Below are 20,528 nucleotides of genomic sequence, written 5' to 3'. Positions count from 1 at the left end.
ATCCCGATTTCAGGGATTATGCAGTAGCCCACGCCCCGTCAACGGAAAGCGGCCTCTTACATTCAGCCGATCTCGATCCAGCGACGCTCGTGGAAGGACTGTGCCATGGCATGCACCGACTTTTCTATCCTGAGACCGTCTTCGAATGTCACAATCGACGACGGTTCGCCTGATATTGCCCGGATCAGCTCGCGGCATTCGATGATCTTCAGATCGTTGAAGCCGAGGCCGTGGCCTGGCGCCGGGATGAAGCGATCATAAGGCTGATGGGCGGGTGCCGCCAGTATCTTGCGGAAACCCTGTTCGGAGCCGCGGCCGTCGGCCTGATAGAGTTCGAATTCGTTCATCCGCTCCTGATCGTAGACGATCGAGCCTTTCGAGCCGTAAATCTGCAGGGCGATCCGGCCCTTGCGACCCCAGGCGGCGCGATTCGCCATCAACACGGCGGAGATGCCACCGCCAAGCCGCATCAGCACGTTGGCGCCATCGTGGTTTTCGACGGCACGGCGGCCACCCTCGCTCAACGGGCGATCGGCATAGGGCCTCACCATATCCGTTATAACGGCCTCGACATGGCCGAAGAGATACCAGAGCAGGGACAGCGGGTGCACGGCGAAATCGTCGAGCGCGCCGTAGCCGGCGGAAAGCTCGCTCTTCCAATAAAAGAAGACATCGGGATCGGCCATGAAATCCTCGTCCATCTCGACGCGGATATGATTGACTGTGCCAATGGCGCCTTCGCCAATCAGCGTTTTGATGTGCCGCATGACGGGATTCTGGATGTAATTATAGCCAAGGGCGGCAACCCTGCTGGATTTCTTCGCCGTTTCCAGCATGCGCTCGGCATCGGCATAGGCCGGCGCCATCGGCTTTTCGCACCAGACATGTTTGCCGGCCTCAAGGGCAGCAATCGCCATCTCGGCGTGGAACTGATTGGGCGTGGTGACGGAGACGACGTCGACCTCGGGATCGGCGATCAACGCCCGCCAGTCGGCCGTTGCCTTCTCGAAGCCGAATTCACCGGCCCGAGTCTCAGCAAGCCCAGCATTGGCTTCGGCCAGATGCACGAGACGCGGACGCTCGACATCGCCGAACACCGTCTTTACTGCATTCCACGCCAATGCATGGCACTTGCCCATATAACCGGTGCCGATCAAACCGATGCCGAGTGGCTTCATTTCCGTCTCCTCCAGAGCTGCGCGCGGATTTTTGGAATATTTGGATCATTTTGACAAGGGACCTACTCACAGGCATTTCTGCGTTCTTCGCGAAGAGATTGTCCAAAAGCCTTCAATTACAGGGGATTAAAAACAATTAGCCGTGTCGTTTGAAATCGTTTATGTTCGATAATATGGAATATTTGTTTCATCTCGTGAGCCGCAAGCATGGATAACGATCCCCAGAGGCACGCGCGTGTACCGCGCGATTTCGAAAGCCTGCGCAGTACCATCATCGAGCGCAAGGCAAGCATGCCGAAGCGGCTGGCACAGGTCGCCGCCTTCGCGCTCGGCAATCCCGATGAGATCGCCTTCGGCACGACGGCGAGCATCGCGGCGGCCTCCGACGTCCAACCCTCGACGCTGGTGCGCTTGGCGCATCATCTGGGCTATGGAGGCTTTTCCGACCTGCAGAGCATCTTTCGCGAAAGATTGCGGGACCGGACGCTGAGCTACGAAGAGCGCCTCGTCACGCTGGAGCAATCGAGCGGCGACGATGAGGACGCCAATCTGCTCTCCGGCTTCATTGCCGCGGCAAATCAGTCGGTCAACCGGCTGGCCGCAACGGTGCAGAGCGATACTTTCACCAAAGCGGTGAATATCCTTGCCAACGCCGAGACGATCTACCTGATCGCCAAACGGCGCTCCTACCCGCTGACGGCGCACATGACCTACGCTTTTTCTAAGCTCAACATCCGCCACCAGATCGTCGCCTCGCCGAACGGCGTCGACCCTGAAATGGTGCAGTTCGCAACACCGAAGGATGCAGCGATCGCGGCGAGCTTCTCGCCCTATGCGGCCGACAGCCTCAGCCAGAGCCAGGAGCTTGCCGATCGCGGCGTCCCCGTCATTGCGATCACCGATTCGGCCTTCTCGCCGCTTGCCGCCTGCGCCACGCACTGGTTCGAGGTGGCGGAGGCCGATTTCGCCGGCTTCCGCTCGCTTTCGGCCTCGATGGCGCTCGCCATGGCATTACCGGTTGCAATCGCTGAACGGCGGCGCAAGGGTCAGCCGTCAAAACCTGTAAAAGGCAAAATGGAATAAACATTCCGAATTGACAAAATATCGGAACCGATGTTTCATTATTGAAAATTCGCAGGCACTGGAAGCCGCGCAAAATCTAGCGGGAGGACATCATGGTACAATCGAATCCGGATTCACAGCCGGAGCCGGCGCTTGATGTGATCACCATCGGCCGCTCTTCGGTCGATCTTTACGGCCAGCAGATCGGTTCGCGGCTGGAGGATATCGGCTCCTTCGCCAAGTCCGTCGGCGGCTGCCCCGCCAATATCGCCATCGGCACGGCGCGGCTCGGCCTCAAATCCGGCCTCATCACCCGCGTCGGCGACGAGCAGATGGGACGCTTCATCCGCGAGCAGTCGGCGCGCGAAGGTGTGGCCACTGACGGCATCATCACCGACAAGGAGCGGCTGACGGCGCTGGTGCTGCTTGCGGTCGAGGCCGAGGGCGTGTCGCCAATGATCTTCTATCGCTCGGACTGCGCCGACATGGCGCTCGATGAAGGCGATATCGACGAAAATTTCATCAGATCGTCGCGCGCCGTTCTCGTTTCCGGCACACATTTCTCACGGCCGAATACCGAAGCCGCGCAACGCAAGGCTATCCGCATCGCCAAGGCGAACGGCCGCAAGGTGATCTTCGACATCGATTACCGACCGAACCTCTGGGGCCTTGCCGGGCATGCGGAAGGCTTCGAGCGCTATGTGAAATCCGACCGAGTCTCCTCGAAGATGAAGGAGACGCTGCCCGACTGCGATCTCATCGTCGGCACCGAAGAAGAAGTCCTGATCGCGTCCGGCGCCGACGACGTGCTCGGCGCGCTGAAGGAGATTCGCCGCCTGTCGCCGGCGACGATCGTGCTCAAGCGCGGCGCCATGGGCTGCATCGTCTATGACGGACCGATTGCCGACGATCTGGAAGCCGGCATCATCGGCCAGGGTTTCCCGATCGAAGTCTTCAACGTGCTCGGCGCCGGCGATGCCTTCATGTCGGGCTTCCTGCGCGGCTTCCTGCGCAACGAGCCGCTGAAGACCTGTGCGACCTGGGCCAATGCCTGCGGCGCCTTCGCTGTCTCCCGCCTGCTCTGCTCGCCGGAATATCCGACCTGGGCCGAACTCGACTTCTTCCTGACGACCGGAAGCAAACACCGGGCGCTGCGCAAGGACGAGGCGATCAACCATATCCACTGGGCATCGACCCGGCGCGGCGAAATCCCGCTTTTGATGGCGCTGGCGATCGACCACCGCTCGCAGCTCGTCAGCGTCGCCGATGAACTCGGCGTCGGCCACGAGAAGATCGTCGCCTTCAAGCGGCTGGCGGTCGCGGCGGCGGCGCGGGTTTCGAATGGCCGCGACGGCTACGGCATGCTGATCGACGAACGCTTCGGCCGCGACGCTTTCTTCGATGCGGCGACGAAGAATTTTTCCTGGATCGGCCGGCCGGTGGAATTGCCGGGCTCGAAGCCGCTGCGCTTCGAATTCAGCCAGGATATCGGCTCGCAGCTCGTCGAATGGCCGCTCAATCATTGCATCAAGTGCCTGTGTTTCTATCATCCTGATGATCCGGCTGAATCGAAGACGGAGCAGCAGGAGAAGCTGCGCACTCTGTTCGAGGCCTCCCGCAAGGTTGGCCGCGAGCTGCTGGTGGAGATCATCGCCGGCAAGAACGGCCCGCTGACCGACGATACCATCGCGACCGCGCTGGAGGAGCTCTATGCGCTCGACATCAAGCCGGACTGGTGGAAGCTGGAGCCGCAAGCATCCCGTGAGGCCTGGAAAAAGATCGATGCGGTGATCGCCAAAAATGATCCATGGTGCCGCGGTATCGTGCTGCTGGGGCTCGAGGCGCCCGCCGACGAGCTGATCTCCTGCTTCGAGGCGACGCTGGCTGCCCCCTCCGTGAAGGGCTTCGCCGTCGGCCGGACGATCTTTGCCGATCCGGCGCGCGCCTGGCTTTCGGGCGAAATGAACGACGAGGAAGCGATCGCCGATATGGCCGGCCGCTTCCGGCAACTGACAGAGGCGTGGCTGAAGACCCGCGGACATCAGTAGACTTAGAATTAAGACCCCTCCCCACCCCCTCCCCACAAGGGGAGGGACTTAACCCGGGCACCGCCTCACGCCATCAGCAAGCTTCCCATTGGAGGAGACGTTGCGGCGAGAATGAAGGGAGCCCGGCAAGTTAACCCCTCCGCTTGAGGGGAGGGTTGGGGAGGGAAAAGCGCGAAAAGAAAGATTGCGGGAGGACCCGATGGGCAAGACGATACGGTTGACGATGGCGCAAGCCGTCACGCATTTCCTCAAGGTACAGATGACGATCGTCGACGGCAAGAAAGTGCCGATCTTCGGCGGCGTCTGGGCGATCTTCGGTCACGGCAACGTCGCCGGCATCGGCGAGGCGCTCTATCAGGTGCGCGATGAATTGACGACCTATCGCGCTCACAACGAACAGGGCATGGCGCATGCCGCGATCGCCTATGCCAAGGCGAATTTCCGCACGCGCTTCATGGCCTGCACGAGTTCGATCGGCCCCGGCGCGCTGAACATGGTGACGGCCGCCGGCGTGGCGCATGTCAATCGTATTCCCGTTCTCTTCCTGCCGGGCGACGTCTTCGCCAACCGCGCGCCGGATCCGGTGCTGCAGCAGATCGAGGATTTCGGCGACGGCACGGTTTCAGCCAATGATGCCTTCCGTTCGGTTTCGCGCTATTTCGACCGCATCACCCGGCCCGAGCAGATCATCGCGGCGCTGAAGCGCGCCATGCAGGTCCTGACCGACCCCTTGGATTGCGGCCCGGTGACATTGTCGCTCTGCCAGGACGTTCAGGCAGAAGCCTTCGATTATCCGGAAAGCCTGTTCGATGAAAAAGTCTGGACGACCCGCCGGCCGCAGCCGGATGCAGACGAGCTGGCGAATGCCATCGCGCTGATCAAGGCGTCGCAGAAGCCGGTGATCGTTGCCGGCGGCGGCGTGCTTTATTCGCAGGCGACGAAGGAGCTTACCGCCTTTGCCGAGGCCCACGGCCTTCCCGTCGTCGTCAGCCAGGCCGGCAAGTCGGCGATCAACGAGACCCACCCGCTGGCACTCGGCTCGGTCGGCGTCACCGGCACGTCGGCGGCGAATGCGATCGCCGAAGAGACGGATCTCGTTATCGCCGTCGGCACGCGCTGCCAGGATTTCACTACCGGCTCCTGGGCGCTGTTCAAGAATGACAGCCTGAAGATGATCGGCCTCAATATCGCCGCCTATGACGCGGTGAAGCACGACAGCTATCCGCTGGTGACAGACGCCCGCGAAGGGCTGAAGGCGCTTTCGGCCGGACTTTCGGGCTGGAAGGCGCCGGCCGCCCTCACCGAGAAGGCGGCTGCGGAAAAGAAGGTCTGGATGGAGGCTGCGGCCAGGGCAATGGCGACGACCAATGCCGCCCTGCCCTCCGATGCGCAGGTGATCGGCGCGGTGGCGCGCACGATCGGCGGTGAGAATACGACGGTGCTTTGCGCTGCCGGCGGCCTTCCCGGTGAATTGCACAAGCTCTGGCCGGCGACGGCGCCGGGCAGCTATCACATGGAATACGGCTTTTCCTGCATGGGCTACGAGATCGCCGGCGGGCTTGGCGCCAAGATGGCGCGTCCCGAACGGGATGTGGTCGTCATGGTCGGCGACGGTTCCTACATGATGATGAATTCCGAGATCGCCACCTCGGTCATGCTCGGCCTCAAGCTCAACATCGTCTTGCTCGACAATCGCGGCTATGGCTGCATCAATCGGTTGCAAATGGGAACCGGCGGCGCCAACTTCAACAATCTGCTGAAGGACTCCTACCACGAGGTGATGCCGGAGATCGATTTCCGCGCGCATGCCGAAAGCATGGGCGCCATCGCCGTCAAGGTCGCCTCGATCGCCGAGCTGGAGCAGGCGATCGCCGACTCGAGGAAGAACGATCGCACCTCGGTCTTCGTTATCGACACCGATCCGCTTATTACCACGGAGGCCGGCGGCCACTGGTGGGATGTCGCGGTGCCGGAGGTCAGCCCGCGCGAAGAGGTCAACGAAGCGCGCAAGGGCTATGTCGAAGCACGCGCCGCCCAGCGTATCGGCTGATCTATCGCTATCATTTTTTCGGAAGAGCAGAGCTCTTCCGCAATGCTTTTAAGGAGAATGTTGATGAAGGCCAAACTCGGCATGTCGCCCATCGCCTGGTGGAACGACGATCTTCCTGAGCTCAGCGACGATGTGTCCCTGGAGGAATGCCTGCGGCAATCGCGCGGTGCCGGCTTTACCGGCATGGAAAAGGGCCGCCGCTTCCCCGACGATCCAAAGGTGATGCTGCCGATTCTCCGTGCAGCCGACGTCACGCTGTGCGGCGGCTGGTTCTCGGGCACGCTTGTTGACGAGGAGCTTGCCGCCAACAAGGACCGCATCGCGCCGATGATCGAACTGTTCAAGGCCGTCGCCGCGCCCTGCATCGTTTATGGCGAAGTCGGCCGTTCCATCCAGGGCGACCGCTCCAAGCCGCTCGCGACCAAGCCTCGCCTTTCCGATGACGAGATGAAGGCCTATGCGCACCGCGTCACCCGGTTCGGAGAATGGTGCGCCGAGCAGGGCATGCCGCTTTCCTATCACCATCACATGGCGGCCGTCGTCGAAACCGAGCCGGAACTCAACGCCTTCATGCGCCATTCGGGCGAAGGCATCCCGCTGCTGCTCGATGCCGGGCATCTCGCCTTTGCCGGCGGCGACTTGCTGCGCGCCATTGGGAACCACCACGCCCGCATCAACCATGTTCACGTCAAGGATATCCGCAAACCTGTGGTGGATGGACTGGATCGCAGCCGGCAGTCCTTCCTCGATGCGGTGGCACTTGGCGCCTTCACGGTGCCGGGCGACGGCTCGCTCGATTTCGGCGCCATCGTCCAGCGGCTGGCCGATCACGGCTATGAAGGCTGGTTCGTTGTCGAGGCCGAACAGGATCCGCGCAAGGCTCCGCCGCAGAAAATGGCCGAGATCGGTCACGCCGAGTTGATGCGCGTCATGACGGCTGCGGGCTATACCGTGGAAACGGAAGGCTTTCCTAAGGGATAGCGGGAGCAAAAGACCCCTCCCCAACCCCTCCCCACAAGGGGAGGGACTTAACTTGATGCACCGCCCCGCACCAGATGGCGGCCACCTTGAAAAAAGGAAGGCCGTAATATGGGCGAGACAGCACGGCAGGTTAGCCCCTCCCCCTTGTGGGGAGGGGTTGGGGAGGGGAATTTTCCAACTTACGAGGAAAAACACCAATGCCAAATCTCAAGGTGAAACCATCAGGCACGTATGGCCGCGTCACGCATGTCACCCCGGAAAACGCCGGCTGGACCTATGTCGGCTTCGATCTGCATCGGATGAAGCCGGGCGAGACCGTTTCGGGAGAGACGGGTGATCGCGAAGTCTGCCTCGTCTGGGTGACCGGCAAGGGCAAAGCGTCTGCCGGCACCAAGGATTTCGGCACGCTCGGCGGCCGCATGAACCCGTTCGAAGGTGCGCCGCATGCGCTCTACATCCCGATGGAATCGACGTGGTCGGTGACGGCGGAGACCGATCTGGAGCTCGCCGTCTGCTCCGCACCCGGCGGCGGCACCTATCAGGCAAAGGCCATCCCGCCCGGCACGCACCCGCAGGTGACGCGCGGCAAGGGCACGAATGTGCGCTACGTCAACAATATCATGCCGGAAGACGACAGTTCGGCGCATTCACTGCTCGTCGTCGAGGTGATTACGCCAGGCGGCCACACCTCCTCCTATCCGCCGCACAAACACGACCAGGACGACCTGCCGAACGAGAGCTTCCTGGAAGAGACCTATTATCATCGGCTCAACCCGCCGCAGGGTTTCGCTTTCCAGCGCGTCTACACCGACGATCGCTCCCTTGACGAAGCGATGGCGCTCGAGGACGGCGACGTGACGCTGGTGCCGAAAGGCTATCACCCCTGCGCCGCCTGCCATGGTTACGACCTCTATTACCTCAACGTCATGGCCGGACCGCAGCGGATCTGGAAATTCCACAATGCCGCCGAGCACGAGTGGCTGCTGAAAGCGTAAGCGTCGCGTTCGATCGCTAAATAATCTGACAGCGCGGAACCGCCGCTGATGGTTCACTGCCTCCATCCAATCACGGATGGAGGATCACAATGCATAGCTCGAATTCCACAATCTCAGCCCGCAATATGCGGCCCGGCCTGTTCCTTGCTATAGTCACCGCAGCACAGTGGCTGGCGCGCAAAATGAACGAACGGCGCAACTGCAATTCTCTGATGGAGCTGTCCGACGAGCAGTTGAAGGATATCGGCCTTTCCAGGGGGCAGACCGAAAGCGACGTCCATGTCTACAGTCGCTGCTGAAACTTAAGCGTGATATTGTGCCGCTAGGTCGCCTCATCGGGCGGCCTGTCTGACCCGGAAGATGCAATGTCGCAGTTTTCAACAGCGCCGCTCCTGAAAACGAAGACGGTCACCATTCGTGACATCGTCTGCAATGGCGAATGCCGCCACAAGAGCGACGAGGAATGCGCTCACAAGACGAGCCTCGTCTATCCCTATCGCGGCGTATTCATGCGGCATGTCGGCCGCAATGATACGGTGGCCGAAGCCAATCAGGTTCTGTTCTTCAATGCCGGCCAGGGATACCGGATCAGCCACCCAATCGAGGGTGGCGATGCCTGCATCGATCTGGCGATCGACGAATCCATGCTCGAAGAGCTCACGCCGAAGGAGCAGGCGCAGCCCGGCCCGCCCTTTGCCTTTCGCCGCCAGCGCCGGCGGATCGATCCGCGCGCGCAGGCGCTGGTCGCTCTCCTGCGTCATGGTCTCAGCCGCAACGTCGCCGAAACGCTGGAAGCGGAAATATTGGCGCTGACGCTGGTGCGCCGCTCGCTCGGCGAGCGCACATCGCATGCGGCGGGCGCCAGCGCCGGCCGACAGAAGCTCGTCGACCGGGCAAAGCTGGTGCTCTCCTCCGATCTCGCGCGGCGCTGGACACTTTCGGAAATCGCCACCGAAGTGGGCGTCTCGCCGGTTTATCTCACCCAGGTCTTCCAACAGGTCGAGGCGACGCCACTTTACCGCTACCAGCTGCGGCTGCGGCTTGCCCGCGCGCTCGATCTGCTTGGCCAATATGAGGATCTGACCGCGCTCGGTCTCGACCTCGGCTTTTCCAGCCACAGCCATTTCAGCGCTTCCTTCAAGCAGACTTTCGGGCAGACTCCGGCCGAATTCCAACGCGCGGCGCAGCTGCGGCGCTAGTGAAAGCCTACAGCGCCGCGGGTCTTTTCGAGAGCCGCAAGGACGCTGTAGCACTTTGAATCCCCGCATAATTCCTTAAATCGATCCCAATTTAAGGAATTATGCGGGGGGTCGATCGCTAAAGATTTCGACAGCGGCAATGCGGACTTCAATGATCTTATCAGCCTGTCCCGATCGCGGGACGATCAACGGAGGATCATCAGATGAAGAAGACCACATGCGCCGCCTGCGACTGCGAACTCGGTGCGGAGACCATCACCGTCAAGCTCGGCGGCAAGACTGTCGAGGTCTGCTGCCAGGAATGCGCCGAGGCGCTGAATGAGGCGGAAGCCGCGACAACGGCCGCTTCGAGCGGCAAGGAATAGACGATATCAGGCAAAAGCCGCGCTCCCGGCGCGGCTTTTGCGTCTATATCTTTATTCTGCACAATTCCGGACGCAAACCGTTGCACCGTTTTGCTGGAATTGCTTTAGACGGGCAGAAGCCCGTACCGCCAGCCCCGGCGTTTGGCGTTCTGCGACAGCACCAGGAAGGCAAGGATGAACATGCCTGCCTCGGCAAAGACCGGCACCATCCAGATCCCCTGTTCGCCGAAGACGAAGGGTAGCAGGAAGGTAAGCGGCAGGGTGAGCAGATAGGGCCGCGACAGGCCAAAGATCGCCGCACGCGGCGCATCGCCGATCGACTGGAAATAGGATGACAGGATCATCATCTGCCCGAAGAGAAAATAGGCGCCGATCGTCCAGGGCAGAATTCGCCTGACCTCGGCAATGATCGCGGGATCGGCGACGAAGACGGCGCCGAGGCGGCCGGCCAGCAGCTCGACGATGATCTCCACCAGGGTGCAATAGACGAGTGCGGCGAGCATGGCGATCTGCAGGCTGCGGCCGACGCGGAGCCGGAGGCCGGCGCCGTGATTGTTGCCGGCGACCGTCTGCAGCGCGATGCTGAGACCAAGCAGCGGCAGATAGGTGAAGGTCATGATCCGGGTGATGATGCCGTAGGCGGCCACCGTCGCGACATAGTCATGTTCGCTCCAGAGAGAGATGTTGATCAGAATGGCGGCCGAGGCCAGCGATATGCCGATGAAACCGAGGCTCATCGGCGCGCCGAAGGCGACGATGCCGCGCCATTCGGCAAGAGCCAACCCCGGAGACGGCCTTAGTGCCGCCGGCCGGCGCCAGCGAAAGGCGAGCACGGCTGCGAGACAGACGCATTGCGATGCGATGGAGCCGGCTGCCGAACCGAGCACGCCCCAATGCATCACCGCCATGAACAGCCAGTTGGCGAAGATGTTGAGCAGCGAGGCCGACAGCGTCACCAAGGTCATGAAACCGATCTTGCCTTCGCAGCGCAGCCCGTCGAGATGCAGCGACAGGAAGAAGCTGATCGGCGCACAGGCGATCATCGCGCCCATGAACAGCATGGCGCCATCGGCCACGGCAGCATTGCCGGCAGCACCGGCATCGATGATCTGTCGGCCAACGATCCAGTAGACCAGATTGAGGATGAGGGTGACGGCGAGCGCCAGCGCATGCGCGCCGGCAAACACCCGACGCGCGCCTTGACGATCGCCGGCGCCGAGCCGGCGGGCGAGGATACTCGCCATACCGTTCGAGACCAGCGATTGCAGGGCGACCAGCAGCATCAAACCGGGAAAAATCAGGCTGACGGCAGAGAGCGCATCCGGGCCGACATAGGCGCCAAGGAAATAGGCGTCGACGACGGTGAACAGGCCGTTGACGGTGGTGATCGCGACGATCGGTGCCGCCGTTTTGATGAAGACGCCCGGCAGCCAGCCGGTGAGAAAGGCATTGCCTTCGGAAAGATCGGTCATGGAGAAATCCGTGCTATAGGAGGCAGGGCCCGATCCGGCTAAATCATTTGGATCCGGACGGCCTCAAAAGGACAAAACAATCTAGAGATCGAGCACCAAATGCGGCACGCCGTTCGAGGTCTTCCTCGGCGACACGCCGTCGGCATCGATCTGCGCGTTCACACGCCGGCGAAAGGCTGAAAAGCTCTCGAAGGTGACGACATCCACCGGCTCGTCGAAATGGATGGTGATCCTGTGAAGGTCGCCGCCCGGCAGGGCCGAAAGCGCCAGGACTTCGCCGGTGAACGGCTGATTGAGATAACGGCCGCGAATATGCGCGCCGACGAAGAGCGGTGTCTTCGGGCTGGCATTGGGCTTTGCCGCAAGGGCCGCGAGCGTGTTCCAATCGCGTACACCGTGCTGGCGGGCAATCATTTCCAGAGCCGCACTGTGGGTCAGCGGGGTGCCGCGATCGTTCATCGCCTGGCGCAGGCGCTTGGCCTGAGCCTTCAATTCTTCAATGGCAAGATAGGTCGTCGTCATGGCGTGAGCCTTCGCAAGGCATGCTCTTCGACTGTGGATGGGAGCTCGCATTGCCGCCAGTCAGCATGCACAAAGGGCCGTGACCATGATCGCGAGGACTTCACCATGGATTTTCATCCGCGAGCGGCCGGTGCCTCGAACCGGCCTTTGTATGCGCGAACGCCGCCGACATGTCAAGAATGGCGCATCTGCCTTGGGAATGCGCAACTTTGGGGCAAATCTGCACGAAATCGGTGCGATTTTCCCGCAGCGGTCACATAAGCATTCAATTTTTAACGATGTTCTTCAGCAAATGTCAGCATTCTTCACGTAATATCCTGTCGTATTACAAGCGGAGGCTAAAAGGGCCTTTCAGATGCACCTCGACACAGAACACCCCAAGCCGGAACGTGCCTACAGGGAATTCAATCTCGACAGGCCCGGCAACATCATCTTCGTCGGCCATCACCTCAGCACCGGAACGCAGGTGCGCTGCCTGATCCGCACGATCACGCTTGCCGGCGCATTGCTCGAAGTCAGCCCGAACCTGGAAATGCCGAGCCATTTCTTCCTCGAAATCCTCGGCATCCATGACGAGATCGGTGCGACCGTGGTCAAGCGCGAAGGTGAATTGGTGACGATCAGCTTCAACATGCTGATCAATCCGGAATTCCTGCACCACGTGTTGCGATTGAACTTCGAAACCTGAGGCTTTTTCCGATCCGCGAATCATCGCGGCACGGCACCTTTGTTTCTGCAGCCCGTCTTGCGACAAGACGCGCGATGATCGAAACGGTCCAGAGAAATCCACGCCATTCCGGACGATCAAGCGGATCGGCGAGCGGATCGGCAAAGCGATCGCGGCGGATTCGGCGATTGCAGATTTCGATTTCCCTGAAGAGAATAACCCAGTTGAGATCCATTGCTTCATCCTCCATCTATTGCTGGAGCACTTGAGCTAAGCCTTCGCGCCCTTCCGATGTAGAGGCGCTGGGGAAAGGGGGTTTTCATCCATGAAAGATGCGAGCTGGGACGACCTGCAGCTTTTCTTCCATGTTGCGACCGGCGGCGGGCTTTCGGCGGCGGCTCAGCGCACCGGGCTCAGCGCACCGACGATCGGCCGGCGTATGCTGGCGCTCGAACGGGTGACCGGCCGCTCGCTCTTCAGCCGCGGCCCCACCGGTTATCTGCTCGCCAAGGACGGGCAGGAGTTGCTCGATCGCGTCCGGCTGATGCAGGATGCAGCGCGTGCGATCTCCGACTGGCGCGGCGAGGTGCTGACACTGCCGATCGTCTCGACGGCGGCCGACAGCTGGACTTCACGCTTCGTCGCCGACCATCTGGCCAGCGTCTGGACGCCGAAAGACAGCTTCCGCATGTGCTACAAGACCTGCGATGCGAGCGTCGATTTCACCTATCGCGAGGCGCATATCGCCATTCGCCACAGTCGGCCGGAGAGCGGCAACGTCGCGATCCGCCGCTCGGTCAAGGTGGCGCATGCGGCATATCAGGCGCCCGGCTATGACGAGAAAAACTGCAACTGGATCTCGCTCGGCACTGATACCGCCATCACGCCAGCCGACAAATGGACGTTCGAACAGCCGGATTCCTGGATCACCAGCTGGACGAACACGCCGCATATGCTCTTTTACCTGATCCGCGGCGGTGCCGGCCGCGGGGTGCTTCCCTGTTTCATTGGGGATCAGGAGCGCAAGCTCGTCCGCGCCGGGCCTGTGATCGACGAGCTGACCTACGAGATGTGGATCGTCGCGCATGACGACGAACGGCAACGGCCAGAGGTCAGGATCGTCATCGACCGTCTGGCGGCGCTCTTTGCCGATCATGAAGAGCTGTTTTCCGGGCAGAGATCATCGGCTTGACGCAACGGCATGAGAAAACGCGGGCCATTCGACCCGCGTTCCCTAATAGTTAGGTTTTTGTCGGCTCAGGCGGCGAGATGCCGCTCGATCTCGTCGACCGGCATATTGGTATAGTCTTTCGCCACTTCCGCGGTGATCATCGCCTGCGTATCGGCGCGGAGCGCGGGCCGCAGCGCGCCAAGCGCCTTCGGCGGTGCAACGAGGACGATGCGACGGGCCTTCTTTTCCTGTACCAACTCGTCGAGCTTTACCGCTACCTGTTTCAGAAATTCGGCTTCGGCCTGATCCTGCCAACTGGTCTCCTCGACAGCGCTGCCGCTCAGTCCGTTCGCAGCATGGGTTCGGCCAGGCTTATCGGCGCCAATCTCGCGATCCGGCGCGCTCGGCTGCGTCAGGGTTTCCAGCACCTTCAGGTTCACCAGTTGGGCATCGCCGGCATTCTGCATGATCAGAGCCTTGGCTCCATCGCAGACCACAACCCATGATTCCCAAGGGATTTTGACATCAGTCATCTTCAACTCCTCGCTGTCGTCATTCGAAGCGCGCCGTGCTTCATCGATCAAGGCACAACGCTCGGCCATTGAAAGAGTTCGGGAAAATTGCACCGAAATCGCACGGGCGGCGATCCGGTCGGCCCTTGCTGCGTAGAAAGGCCAAGCTCGGGAGATTGACGATGAAGACATCACTGCTCGCCTATGCCGGCACCTTTCTCACTCTTCTCGTCTGCGACGGGATATGGCTCGGCCTCATCGCCCGCAACTTCTACCGCGACCAGCTGGGAGCGCTGATGCTGCCCTCGCCCAATCTGGCGGTCGGCGCACTGTTCTACCTGTTCTTCGCCGCCGCGGTGGTTGTACTTGCCGTGCTGCCCGCACTGTCGGCTGGCTCGATCGCCACTGCGTTTCTCCACGGTGCCATTCTGGGACTGGCGGCCTATGGCACTTATGACATCACCAATCTCGCCACGCTTCGCAACTGGCCGCTCGCCATGAGCCTGGTCGACATGTCCTGGGGCACGGCTCTGACGGCGCTGACTGCCGCCGGCGGATATTTCGCCGTCAGATTTTTTGGCTGAAACGGGAGCCTGGAGATGAAAGCCCACGTCCCGATAATGGACATCAGGCGTCCCGCTTGGGCACAAAGTTTAAACTCGTTAAAATTGTCATTTTATATTTGACGAATGTGCAAAACATTCATGTGACCTTGGTTTGAGCAAGACCCCAGCTTGCTCGCGATCAAGACCCCAAATGTGCCCCGTCTGACGGAGAATGTGAATGACTATGCTCCGCGCCACACACCTTGCCACGGTCAAGTCCGCTGTCTACGACCTGCGCTGGGAAGAATTCAGTGTCAAACGGCCAGCCCGCATTGTCGCCGTCCGGCCGTGCCTCACAGGCGTCTCCATGCGAAGCGCCGAGATCATCGATATCTCCCAGGGCGGCGCCACCTTCATCGTCTCGACCACGGCCGGCCTGCCAAAGCATTATTATCTCAACATTCTCGGCCTCGCCTACCGGATCGGCTGCGCCGAGGTCTATCGCCATAAGGAACGCATCGGGGTGCGGTTCATCAACATCATGGACCCCGAGGTTCTGCGCCGCGTCGTCCGCACCGATTTCCTTGTCGGCAACATGGAAGCAATCGCTGCCCGACGCGCGCCGATCTTCCGCGCCTGAACAGGCCGAGTCGTTGCGGAAATAATCTTGCTTGCGTTGGCCGTGCCCGGGCCTATTGTTTCGCCAATTGTCATTATGTCCGGGAAACTGCCGTCGCATGTCCGCCTTTTCGCGCTTTACACCTCTTGCCAGCGCCCTGCCCTCCACAGTCCCCTTCGTCGGCCCCGAGGCGATCGAGCGCCAGCGCGGACTTGCCGTTTCGGCGCGCATCGGCGCCAATGAGAACGGCTTCGGCCCAGCCGCTTCCGTGTTTGCAGCGATGCGCGAAGAGGCCGGCAATATCTGGAAATACAATGACCCGGAGAATTTCGCGCTCAGGGAAGCGCTGGCCGCCCATCTCGGCGTCTCGGCCGCCAATATCGCCATCGGCAGCGGCATCGACGAATTGCTTGGCCAGATCGTCCGGCTGGTGATCGAGCCGGGCGCGCCCGTCGTTACCTCGCTCGGCGCCTATCCGACCTTCAATTTCCACGTCGCCGGTTTCGGCGGCCGGCTGGTGACCGTTCCCTACGCAAACGACCGCGAGGATCTCGACGGGCTGCTCGATGCGGTGAAGCGCGAGAACGCACCGCTCGTCTATTTCGCCAATCCTGACAATCCGATGGGAAGCTGGTGGGATGCCGACAGCATCGTCGCTTTCGCCCGTTCGCTGCCCGAGACGACACTGATGGTGCTCGACGAGGCCTATAGCGAGACGGGACCATCAGGTTCGCTGCCGTCGGTCTCCTCGCTGATCGAAATGCCGAACGTCGTTCGCACCCGCACCTTCTCCAAGGCCTACGGGCTTGCCGGCTCACGCACCGGCTACGTGATCTCGACGGCAGGCACGGCGCAGGCCTTCGACAAGATCCGCAATCATTTCGGCATGAACCGGCTGGCAACGGCTGCAGCGCTCGCGGCGCTGAAGGACCAGGCCTATCTCGTCGAGGTGGTCGGGAAAATCCATGCGGCGCGGGAGCGGATCGGCGGCATCGCCCGGGCGAACGGTCTCGTCCCCCTGCCCTCGGCAACAAATTTCGTGGCGATCGACACAGGGCGCGACGGCTCTTATGCACGGTCGATCGTCGACGGCCTGATAGAGCACGGCGTCTTCATCCGCATGCCTGGTGTGGCGCCCCTCAACCGCTGCATCCGCATCAGCGTCGGGCCGGAGACGGATATGGCGCTGCTCGAACAGGCTCTGCCGCAGGTTCTGAAAAAGATCGGCCGATAAAACAGAAGAACCGCGGCCGGTGGAGGAAATCCGGTCGCGGTTCTCTTCTCCCGGCGTCGGCCCCGTCCAAAGCGCCCGCCAGCCCCCTCTTTTTGAGGTTGTTATTGCTGCTCTTGTCGAATTCCTGATCGGAGACGGTCTTAGTGAACCGTCATCCACTCGCGGGCGGCGCGCAGCGCTGCTGCGAGCTGCATCTTGTCCATGGCGGCGGCCACGTCGGCACGAAGCTCGGCGGCGCGGTCGTTGCCCTTGATGGCGGCGATGTTCAGCCATTTGTGGGCTGCAACGAGATCGACTTCGCAGCCGCGGCCGGTCGCATACATCAGACCCATTTCGCAGAAGACATCGGCGCTGTTGTTGTCGCCACCCATGGTGGCCGTTTCAGCATTGTGCATTTCAAAGCGTGCCATCGGTTTTATCCCTGTTAGCCTGTTTATGACTGACCCTGTTTTACCTCTAGGCCTTGCCGTCTATCGCGGCTTGCGGCCCTTTCGGTCCGGCGGGTTTGCCCCGCTCGTTTGATGGGTTCACTATGCCAAACGGCTTTCAAAAAACGCCTAAAATGCATGATTAATTTGAGACAAACAAAGTGCAAACACTTGGTAAAATTGGATTTTCGTTAAACATCGGACTCCCTGCGAATTAAGGATTTTCGAGCGGGTTTTACGAAAGATTCAGATTTGAAAATAAACGGATCGTTCATCATGAAATCAGGAGGCGATCTCTTTGAACGCTCGCCGCATAGCTTTTTCTCCCGTTTTTCAGCAGTCAGCATGATAGTGATTGACCTTATTTACCTTTACGTTCGCGTCAGTTATTTTCACGGCCGAACAGGGACATCATGGAGGAAAAGATGATCCGCAGCTTCATTCTCGCCGGCGCCATAACAGTGATCGCGGGTATCGCGCATGCCGAGGAGCCGATCGTCGGCAGCTGGAAGACGGCCGCCGGTGATACGGCGGTGATCGCATCCTGCGGCGGCAGTTATTGCGTGACGCTGAAGACCGGTAAATATGCCGGCCGGAAGATCGGCACGCTTGCTGGAACCGGCGGCAGCTATGCCGGCGAGATCACCGACCCGGCCGCCGAAAAGACCTATAGCGGCGCGGGCAAGGTTTCCGGCAATTCGCTAAGGATGCAGGGCTGCGTGATGAAGATCCTTTGCAAGTCTCAGACCTGGACGCGGCTCTGAGAGAACGCGGGGGATAGCTGGCAAGGCCGACATGTGTTAGATTGTACACAGTTCAACACAGGAGTTTTCGAAATGGCCGGCAGCACGACCATGACGATTCGGGTCCGCCCCGACGTAAAAGAAAAGCTCGACAGGATTGCCGCCGATACGCACCGCAGCAAATCGTTCCTCGCTGGCGAGGCCGTAGCGGCCTATGTGGAGCGCGAGCTTGAAATCATCGAGGGTATCAAGCGGGGCATGGCCGATGCGGAAGCTGGGCGCGTTATACCGCACGAGCAGGCTGTCGCCGAAATGCGTGAGGTCATCGAAGATGCCAAGCGCAGAAAGACCCCGCGCGGATGAGGCCGGTTCTTTGGTCGAAGGAAGCACACCAAGATAATCTGGAAATTCTGCGTTACATCGCGAAGGACAGCCCCGATGCGGCCGAAAGGGTCGTGGACGCCATCGAGGAAGCCGGCAAGAAACTTGGGGAATTTGCAACCGGTCGGCCAGGGCGAGTAGCTGGCACTTATGAAAAATCCCTCACCCGGCTCCCCTACATAATTTCTTATGAGCTGCGGTCGATCGCGGGACGTGAAAGCGTCGTTATCTTGCGTGTGATCCATACCGCGCGGGATTGGCCGGCCGAAGAATAGCCGAACCAACTTATAAGCGTATCGTAGCGCACCTGCGCAGCCATCATCCAAAACGCCAAGCATGTCGACGCGGCATGCCTCCAAGCCTCTGGCGGTCGGCCGAGCCTGTCCGGCAAGCTGAACGGCTGATGAACCGGCATCTCAGCACCCGTTCAGCCATCGCATGCCAAAACTCTTGTCACGATAGAGTTGCGTATCGGGGATAAGGGGATGAACATCTATATTCTGGCAAGACGCTTTAGCATCATCACGCTGTTTGCGGCGATCTTCGCGATCACGGTTTCGGCAGTCGTGGTGCACGAAGGCGGCGGCGGGGCGCAGTCGCATTTCGGGGCGAGCTATACCTGCCTGGAGAGAAACGGCACCTTCTGCGCGCCTGCGGTGCGCTGACTAAAGCGCATCGCATCGAACCGAATTCATGCAATGCGCTTTAAGTCTTTGATTTATGCAGTTCGTCATAAAAAACCGCTGCACACTTTTAGACGACATCGCATCGGACAGGCAGCAGGATAAAAAATCGGAATCCGCCGGCGCGCGTCGTTTGCTTGTCAAGAACAACTCTCTATAATGTGTCATGAACAAACGAATCCCCCCTTTGTCGCCCCTCGACATTTCCTCTCCACCGCCTTTCCAGCCTGAGAGTTTCGATGATCCCGCCAAGGCGGTCGAGGCGCTGACGGCGCTTTACGAGCGCAATACGGCGTTTCTCATCGAGAGCTTCGCCGAACTCGCACAGGGCGCGCCGATCTCCTCGCGCTACCGCGCTTTTTATCCACAGGTCAGCATCGAGACGACAAGCTTCGGCCATGTCGATTCGCGGCTTTCCTATGGTCATGTCACGGCACCCGGCATCTATACGACGACAGTTACCCGGCCGAAGCTCTTCAAGCATTACCTGAAGGAGCAGCTGGCGCTCTTGATGAAGAGCCACAACGTTCCTGTCATCGTCTCGGAATCGACGACGCCGATCCCCTTGCACTTCGCCTTCGGCGAGGGTGCGCATGTGGAAGCATCGACCAACGCATTCGTCGACATTCCGATGCGCGATATCTTCGACACACCCGATCTCAACACCACCGACGACGAGATCGCCAACGGCGAATATATCCCGCCGCCTGGAGAGCCCTCGCCGCTTGCGCCATTTACCGCGCAACGCATCGACTATTCGCTTGCCCGACTGTCGCATTATACGGCGACGCATGCCGAGCATTTCCAGAATTTCGTACTGTTTACGAATTACCAGTTCTATATCGACGAATTCTGCAGCTGGGCGCGCAAGCTGATGGCCGAGGGCGGCGACGGCTATACCGCCTTCGTCGAGCCCGGCAATGTCGTCACCCTGCCCGGCTCGAACGCGCCGGAAACGGATTCCGCCCTCACCCGCCTGCCACAGATGCCAGCCTACCATCTGAAGAAGAAGGGCCATGCCGGGATCACCATGATCAATATCGGCGTCGGCCCCTCCAACGCCAAGACGATCACCGACCACGTCGCCGTGCTGCGCCCGCATGCCTGGCTGATGCTCGGCCATTGCGCCGGTCTTCGCAACAGCCAGCGGCTCGGCGACTATGTTCTCGCCCATGCCTATATGCGCGAGGACCATGTCCTCGACGACGACCTGCCGGTCTGGGTACCGATCCCGGCGCTGGCCGAAGTGCAGGTGGCGCTGGAAGCCGCCGTTGCCGAAATCACCGGTTATGAGGGTTTCGAGCTGAAGCGCATCATGCGCACCGGCACCGTCGGCACGATCGACAACCGCAACTGGGAACTGCGCGACCAGCGCGGGCCGGTGAAGCGGCTCTCCCAGGCGCGCGCAATCGCGCTCGACATGGAATCGGCAACGATCGCCGCCAACGGCTTCCGCTTCCGCGTGCCCTATGGCACGCTGCTCTGCGTCTCCGACAAGCCGCTGCACGGCGAATTGAAGCTGCCGGGCATGGCGACGGCCTTCTACCGCACGCAGGTCAACCAGCACCTGCAGATCGGCATCCGCGCCGTCCAGAAGCTTGCCGCCATGCCGAAGGAAGCGTTGCATTCACGCAAGCTGCGCAGCTTCTTCGAAACGGCCTTCCAATAGGCCG

The 20,528-nt window shown here is 60.8% G+C and carries 24 protein-coding genes; 18 read left to right on the top strand and 6 right to left on the bottom strand.

Annotation, left to right across the window (positions count from 1 at the left end):
• Positions 1-62 precede the first annotated feature (62 nt).
• Positions 63-1,178, bottom strand: coding sequence for a Gfo/Idh/MocA family protein (locus AC25BC_RS05955; protein WP_012756777.1), 1,116 nt, complete (start codon positions 1,176-1,178; stop codon positions 63-65).
• Between the two features lie 207 nt (positions 1,179-1,385).
• Here AC25BC_RS05955 and AC25BC_RS05950 point away from each other — a divergent pair, with 207 nt between their 5' ends.
• The 8 genes from AC25BC_RS05950 (at position 1,386) to AC25BC_RS05915 (ending at position 9,878) form a co-directional block, all read left to right on the top strand.
• Positions 1,386-2,261: a MurR/RpiR family transcriptional regulator gene (locus AC25BC_RS05950; RefSeq protein ID WP_128439178.1), complete on the top strand. Its 876-nt coding sequence runs from the start codon at positions 1,386-1,388 to the stop codon at positions 2,259-2,261.
• A gap of 92 nt (positions 2,262-2,353) precedes the next feature.
• Complete coding sequence (locus tag AC25BC_RS05945) at positions 2,354-4,288, top strand: bifunctional 5-dehydro-2-deoxygluconokinase/5-dehydro-2-deoxyphosphogluconate aldolase (RefSeq protein ID WP_128439179.1); 1,935 nt, start codon at positions 2,354-2,356, stop codon at positions 4,286-4,288.
• 199 nt (positions 4,289-4,487) lie between these two features.
• Entirely contained in the window at positions 4,488-6,338 is a 1,851-nt protein-coding gene (gene iolD / locus AC25BC_RS05940) for a 3D-(3,5/4)-trihydroxycyclohexane-1,2-dione acylhydrolase (decyclizing) (protein ID WP_012756774.1), read from the top strand.
• Between the two features lie 63 nt (positions 6,339-6,401).
• Positions 6,402-7,319 carry a myo-inosose-2 dehydratase gene (gene iolE / locus AC25BC_RS05935; protein WP_128439180.1) on the top strand — a complete coding sequence of 306 codons (918 nt, stop codon included), beginning with the start codon at positions 6,402-6,404 and terminating at the stop codon, positions 7,317-7,319.
• A 197-nt stretch (positions 7,320-7,516) separates the two neighbouring features.
• Entirely contained in the window at positions 7,517-8,314 is a 798-nt protein-coding gene (gene iolB / locus AC25BC_RS05930) for a 5-deoxy-glucuronate isomerase (protein ID WP_012756772.1), read from the top strand.
• Positions 8,315-8,403: 89 nt separating this feature from the next.
• Complete coding sequence (locus AC25BC_RS05925) at positions 8,404-8,613, top strand: DUF1127 domain-containing protein (RefSeq protein ID WP_128439181.1); 210 nt, start codon at positions 8,404-8,406, stop codon at positions 8,611-8,613.
• Between the two features lie 66 nt (positions 8,614-8,679).
• Positions 8,680-9,513: a helix-turn-helix transcriptional regulator gene (locus tag AC25BC_RS05920; RefSeq protein WP_012756770.1), complete on the top strand. Its 834-nt coding sequence runs from the start codon at positions 8,680-8,682 to the stop codon at positions 9,511-9,513.
• A 203-nt stretch (positions 9,514-9,716) separates the two neighbouring features.
• On the top strand, positions 9,717-9,878 hold the full coding sequence (locus tag AC25BC_RS05915) for a hypothetical protein (protein ID WP_012756769.1): 162 nt from the start codon (positions 9,717-9,719) through the stop codon (positions 9,876-9,878).
• A gap of 104 nt (positions 9,879-9,982) precedes the next feature.
• Here AC25BC_RS05915 and AC25BC_RS05910 read toward each other — a convergent pair whose 3' ends face one another.
• Together AC25BC_RS05910 and AC25BC_RS05905 are read right to left on the bottom strand one after the other, a co-directional pair.
• Complete coding sequence (locus AC25BC_RS05910; protein WP_128439182.1) at positions 9,983-11,350, bottom strand: MATE family efflux transporter; 1,368 nt, start codon at positions 11,348-11,350, stop codon at positions 9,983-9,985.
• Between the two features lie 81 nt (positions 11,351-11,431).
• A complete protein-coding gene (locus tag AC25BC_RS05905) occupies positions 11,432-11,872 on the bottom strand; it encodes a glyoxalase superfamily protein (RefSeq protein WP_128439183.1) in 441 nt (146 codons plus the stop codon).
• Positions 11,873-12,227: 355 nt separating this feature from the next.
• Between AC25BC_RS05905 and AC25BC_RS05900 the strand changes: the two genes are divergently transcribed.
• On the top strand, positions 12,228-12,560 hold the full coding sequence (locus AC25BC_RS05900) for a hypothetical protein (protein WP_003558042.1): 333 nt from the start codon (positions 12,228-12,230) through the stop codon (positions 12,558-12,560).
• Here the strand turns inward: AC25BC_RS05900 and AC25BC_RS05895 are convergent.
• A complete protein-coding gene (locus AC25BC_RS05895) occupies positions 12,511-12,774 on the bottom strand; it encodes a hypothetical protein (protein WP_113547140.1) in 264 nt (87 codons plus the stop codon). The two genes, AC25BC_RS05900 and AC25BC_RS05895, sit on opposite strands and share 50 nt — an antisense overlap.
• Before the next feature lie 90 nt (positions 12,775-12,864).
• Here AC25BC_RS05895 and AC25BC_RS05890 point away from each other — a divergent pair, with 90 nt between their 5' ends.
• Positions 12,865-13,731, top strand: a complete 867-nt coding sequence (locus AC25BC_RS05890) for a LysR family transcriptional regulator (protein ID WP_128439184.1) — start codon at positions 12,865-12,867, stop codon at positions 13,729-13,731.
• A 65-nt stretch (positions 13,732-13,796) separates the two neighbouring features.
• On the opposite strand, the gene AC25BC_RS05885 is transcribed toward AC25BC_RS05890, so the two are convergent.
• Positions 13,797-14,243, bottom strand: a complete 447-nt coding sequence (locus AC25BC_RS05885) for a baeRF12 domain-containing protein (RefSeq protein ID WP_128439185.1) — start codon at positions 14,241-14,243, stop codon at positions 13,797-13,799.
• 161 nt (positions 14,244-14,404) lie between these two features.
• Between AC25BC_RS05885 and AC25BC_RS05880 the strand changes: the two genes are divergently transcribed.
• From AC25BC_RS05880 to AC25BC_RS05870, 3 genes are all read left to right on the top strand, one after another.
• Positions 14,405-14,806, top strand: coding sequence for a DUF2177 family protein (locus AC25BC_RS05880; RefSeq protein ID WP_128439186.1), 402 nt, complete (start codon positions 14,405-14,407; stop codon positions 14,804-14,806).
• A gap of 199 nt (positions 14,807-15,005) precedes the next feature.
• Complete coding sequence (locus AC25BC_RS05875) at positions 15,006-15,407, top strand: pilus protein PilZ (protein ID WP_003558031.1); 402 nt, start codon at positions 15,006-15,008, stop codon at positions 15,405-15,407.
• Between the two features lie 97 nt (positions 15,408-15,504).
• Positions 15,505-16,620, top strand: coding sequence for a pyridoxal phosphate-dependent aminotransferase (locus AC25BC_RS05870; protein ID WP_128439187.1), 1,116 nt, complete (start codon positions 15,505-15,507; stop codon positions 16,618-16,620).
• Positions 16,621-16,760: 140 nt separating this feature from the next.
• Here the strand turns inward: AC25BC_RS05870 and AC25BC_RS05865 are convergent, their stop codons facing one another.
• A complete protein-coding gene (locus tag AC25BC_RS05865) occupies positions 16,761-17,030 on the bottom strand; it encodes a sel1 repeat family protein (protein ID WP_003546876.1) in 270 nt (89 codons plus the stop codon).
• 443 nt (positions 17,031-17,473) lie between these two features.
• On the opposite strand from AC25BC_RS05865, the gene AC25BC_RS05860 reads away from it, so the two are divergent.
• From AC25BC_RS05860 to AC25BC_RS05840, 5 genes are all read left to right on the top strand, one after another.
• On the top strand, positions 17,474-17,812 hold the full coding sequence (locus AC25BC_RS05860) for a DUF2147 domain-containing protein (RefSeq protein ID WP_128439188.1): 339 nt from the start codon (positions 17,474-17,476) through the stop codon (positions 17,810-17,812).
• Positions 17,813-17,884: 72 nt separating this feature from the next.
• A complete protein-coding gene (locus tag AC25BC_RS05855) occupies positions 17,885-18,154 on the top strand; it encodes a CopG family ribbon-helix-helix protein (protein WP_012756758.1) in 270 nt (89 codons plus the stop codon).
• The gene (locus AC25BC_RS05850; protein ID WP_012756757.1) at positions 18,151-18,447 is read left to right on the top strand and encodes a type II toxin-antitoxin system RelE/ParE family toxin; all 297 of its coding nucleotides are present in this window, start codon (positions 18,151-18,153) and stop codon (positions 18,445-18,447) included. The genes AC25BC_RS05855 and AC25BC_RS05850 overlap by 4 nt, the downstream gene beginning before the upstream one ends.
• Before the next feature lie 210 nt (positions 18,448-18,657).
• Complete coding sequence (locus AC25BC_RS05845; RefSeq protein WP_128439189.1) at positions 18,658-18,837, top strand: hypothetical protein; 180 nt, start codon at positions 18,658-18,660, stop codon at positions 18,835-18,837.
• Positions 18,838-19,021: 184 nt separating this feature from the next.
• The gene (locus AC25BC_RS05840; protein WP_128439190.1) at positions 19,022-20,524 is read left to right on the top strand and encodes an AMP nucleosidase; all 1,503 of its coding nucleotides are present in this window, start codon (positions 19,022-19,024) and stop codon (positions 20,522-20,524) included.
• Positions 20,525-20,528: the final 4 nt, after the last annotated feature.

It is taken from the genome of Rhizobium sp. WSM409, assembly GCF_057653825.1.
Note: the sequence above shows the minus strand (reverse complement) of the source record. Positions and strands in the feature narration are given on the sequence as shown.

Bases quoted from the DNA above. Each gene is read 5' to 3' on its own strand.
- AC25BC_RS05955 (WP_012756777.1), bottom strand. From the start codon at position 1,178: ATGAAGCCACTCGGCATCGGTTTGATCGGCACCGGTTATATGGGCAAG.
- AC25BC_RS05950 (WP_128439178.1), top strand. From the start codon at position 1,386: ATGGATAACGATCCCCAGAGGCACGCGCGTGTACCGCGCGATTTCGAA.
- AC25BC_RS05945 (WP_128439179.1), top strand. From the start codon at position 2,354: ATGGTACAATCGAATCCGGATTCACAGCCGGAGCCGGCGCTTGATGTG.
- iolD (WP_012756774.1), top strand. From the start codon at position 4,488: ATGGGCAAGACGATACGGTTGACGATGGCGCAAGCCGTCACGCATTTC.
- iolE (WP_128439180.1), top strand. From the start codon at position 6,402: ATGAAGGCCAAACTCGGCATGTCGCCCATCGCCTGGTGGAACGACGAT.
- iolB (WP_012756772.1), top strand. From the start codon at position 7,517: ATGCCAAATCTCAAGGTGAAACCATCAGGCACGTATGGCCGCGTCACG.
- AC25BC_RS05925 (WP_128439181.1), top strand. From the start codon at position 8,404: ATGCATAGCTCGAATTCCACAATCTCAGCCCGCAATATGCGGCCCGGC.
- AC25BC_RS05920 (WP_012756770.1), top strand. From the start codon at position 8,680: ATGTCGCAGTTTTCAACAGCGCCGCTCCTGAAAACGAAGACGGTCACC.
- AC25BC_RS05915 (WP_012756769.1), top strand. From the start codon at position 9,717: ATGAAGAAGACCACATGCGCCGCCTGCGACTGCGAACTCGGTGCGGAG.
- AC25BC_RS05910 (WP_128439182.1), bottom strand. From the start codon at position 11,350: ATGACCGATCTTTCCGAAGGCAATGCCTTTCTCACCGGCTGGCTGCCG.
- AC25BC_RS05905 (WP_128439183.1), bottom strand. From the start codon at position 11,872: ATGACGACGACCTATCTTGCCATTGAAGAATTGAAGGCTCAGGCCAAG.
- AC25BC_RS05900 (WP_003558042.1), top strand. From the start codon at position 12,228: ATGCACCTCGACACAGAACACCCCAAGCCGGAACGTGCCTACAGGGAA.
- AC25BC_RS05895 (WP_113547140.1), bottom strand. From the start codon at position 12,774: ATGGATCTCAACTGGGTTATTCTCTTCAGGGAAATCGAAATCTGCAAT.
- AC25BC_RS05890 (WP_128439184.1), top strand. From the start codon at position 12,865: ATGAAAGATGCGAGCTGGGACGACCTGCAGCTTTTCTTCCATGTTGCG.
- AC25BC_RS05885 (WP_128439185.1), bottom strand. From the start codon at position 14,243: ATGACTGATGTCAAAATCCCTTGGGAATCATGGGTTGTGGTCTGCGAT.
- AC25BC_RS05880 (WP_128439186.1), top strand. From the start codon at position 14,405: ATGAAGACATCACTGCTCGCCTATGCCGGCACCTTTCTCACTCTTCTC.
- AC25BC_RS05875 (WP_003558031.1), top strand. From the start codon at position 15,006: ATGACTATGCTCCGCGCCACACACCTTGCCACGGTCAAGTCCGCTGTC.
- AC25BC_RS05870 (WP_128439187.1), top strand. From the start codon at position 15,505: ATGTCCGCCTTTTCGCGCTTTACACCTCTTGCCAGCGCCCTGCCCTCC.
- AC25BC_RS05865 (WP_003546876.1), bottom strand. From the start codon at position 17,030: ATGGCACGCTTTGAAATGCACAATGCTGAAACGGCCACCATGGGTGGC.
- AC25BC_RS05860 (WP_128439188.1), top strand. From the start codon at position 17,474: ATGATCCGCAGCTTCATTCTCGCCGGCGCCATAACAGTGATCGCGGGT.
- AC25BC_RS05855 (WP_012756758.1), top strand. From the start codon at position 17,885: ATGGCCGGCAGCACGACCATGACGATTCGGGTCCGCCCCGACGTAAAA.
- AC25BC_RS05850 (WP_012756757.1), top strand. From the start codon at position 18,151: ATGAGGCCGGTTCTTTGGTCGAAGGAAGCACACCAAGATAATCTGGAA.
- AC25BC_RS05845 (WP_128439189.1), top strand. From the start codon at position 18,658: ATGAACATCTATATTCTGGCAAGACGCTTTAGCATCATCACGCTGTTT.
- AC25BC_RS05840 (WP_128439190.1), top strand. From the start codon at position 19,022: ATGAACAAACGAATCCCCCCTTTGTCGCCCCTCGACATTTCCTCTCCA.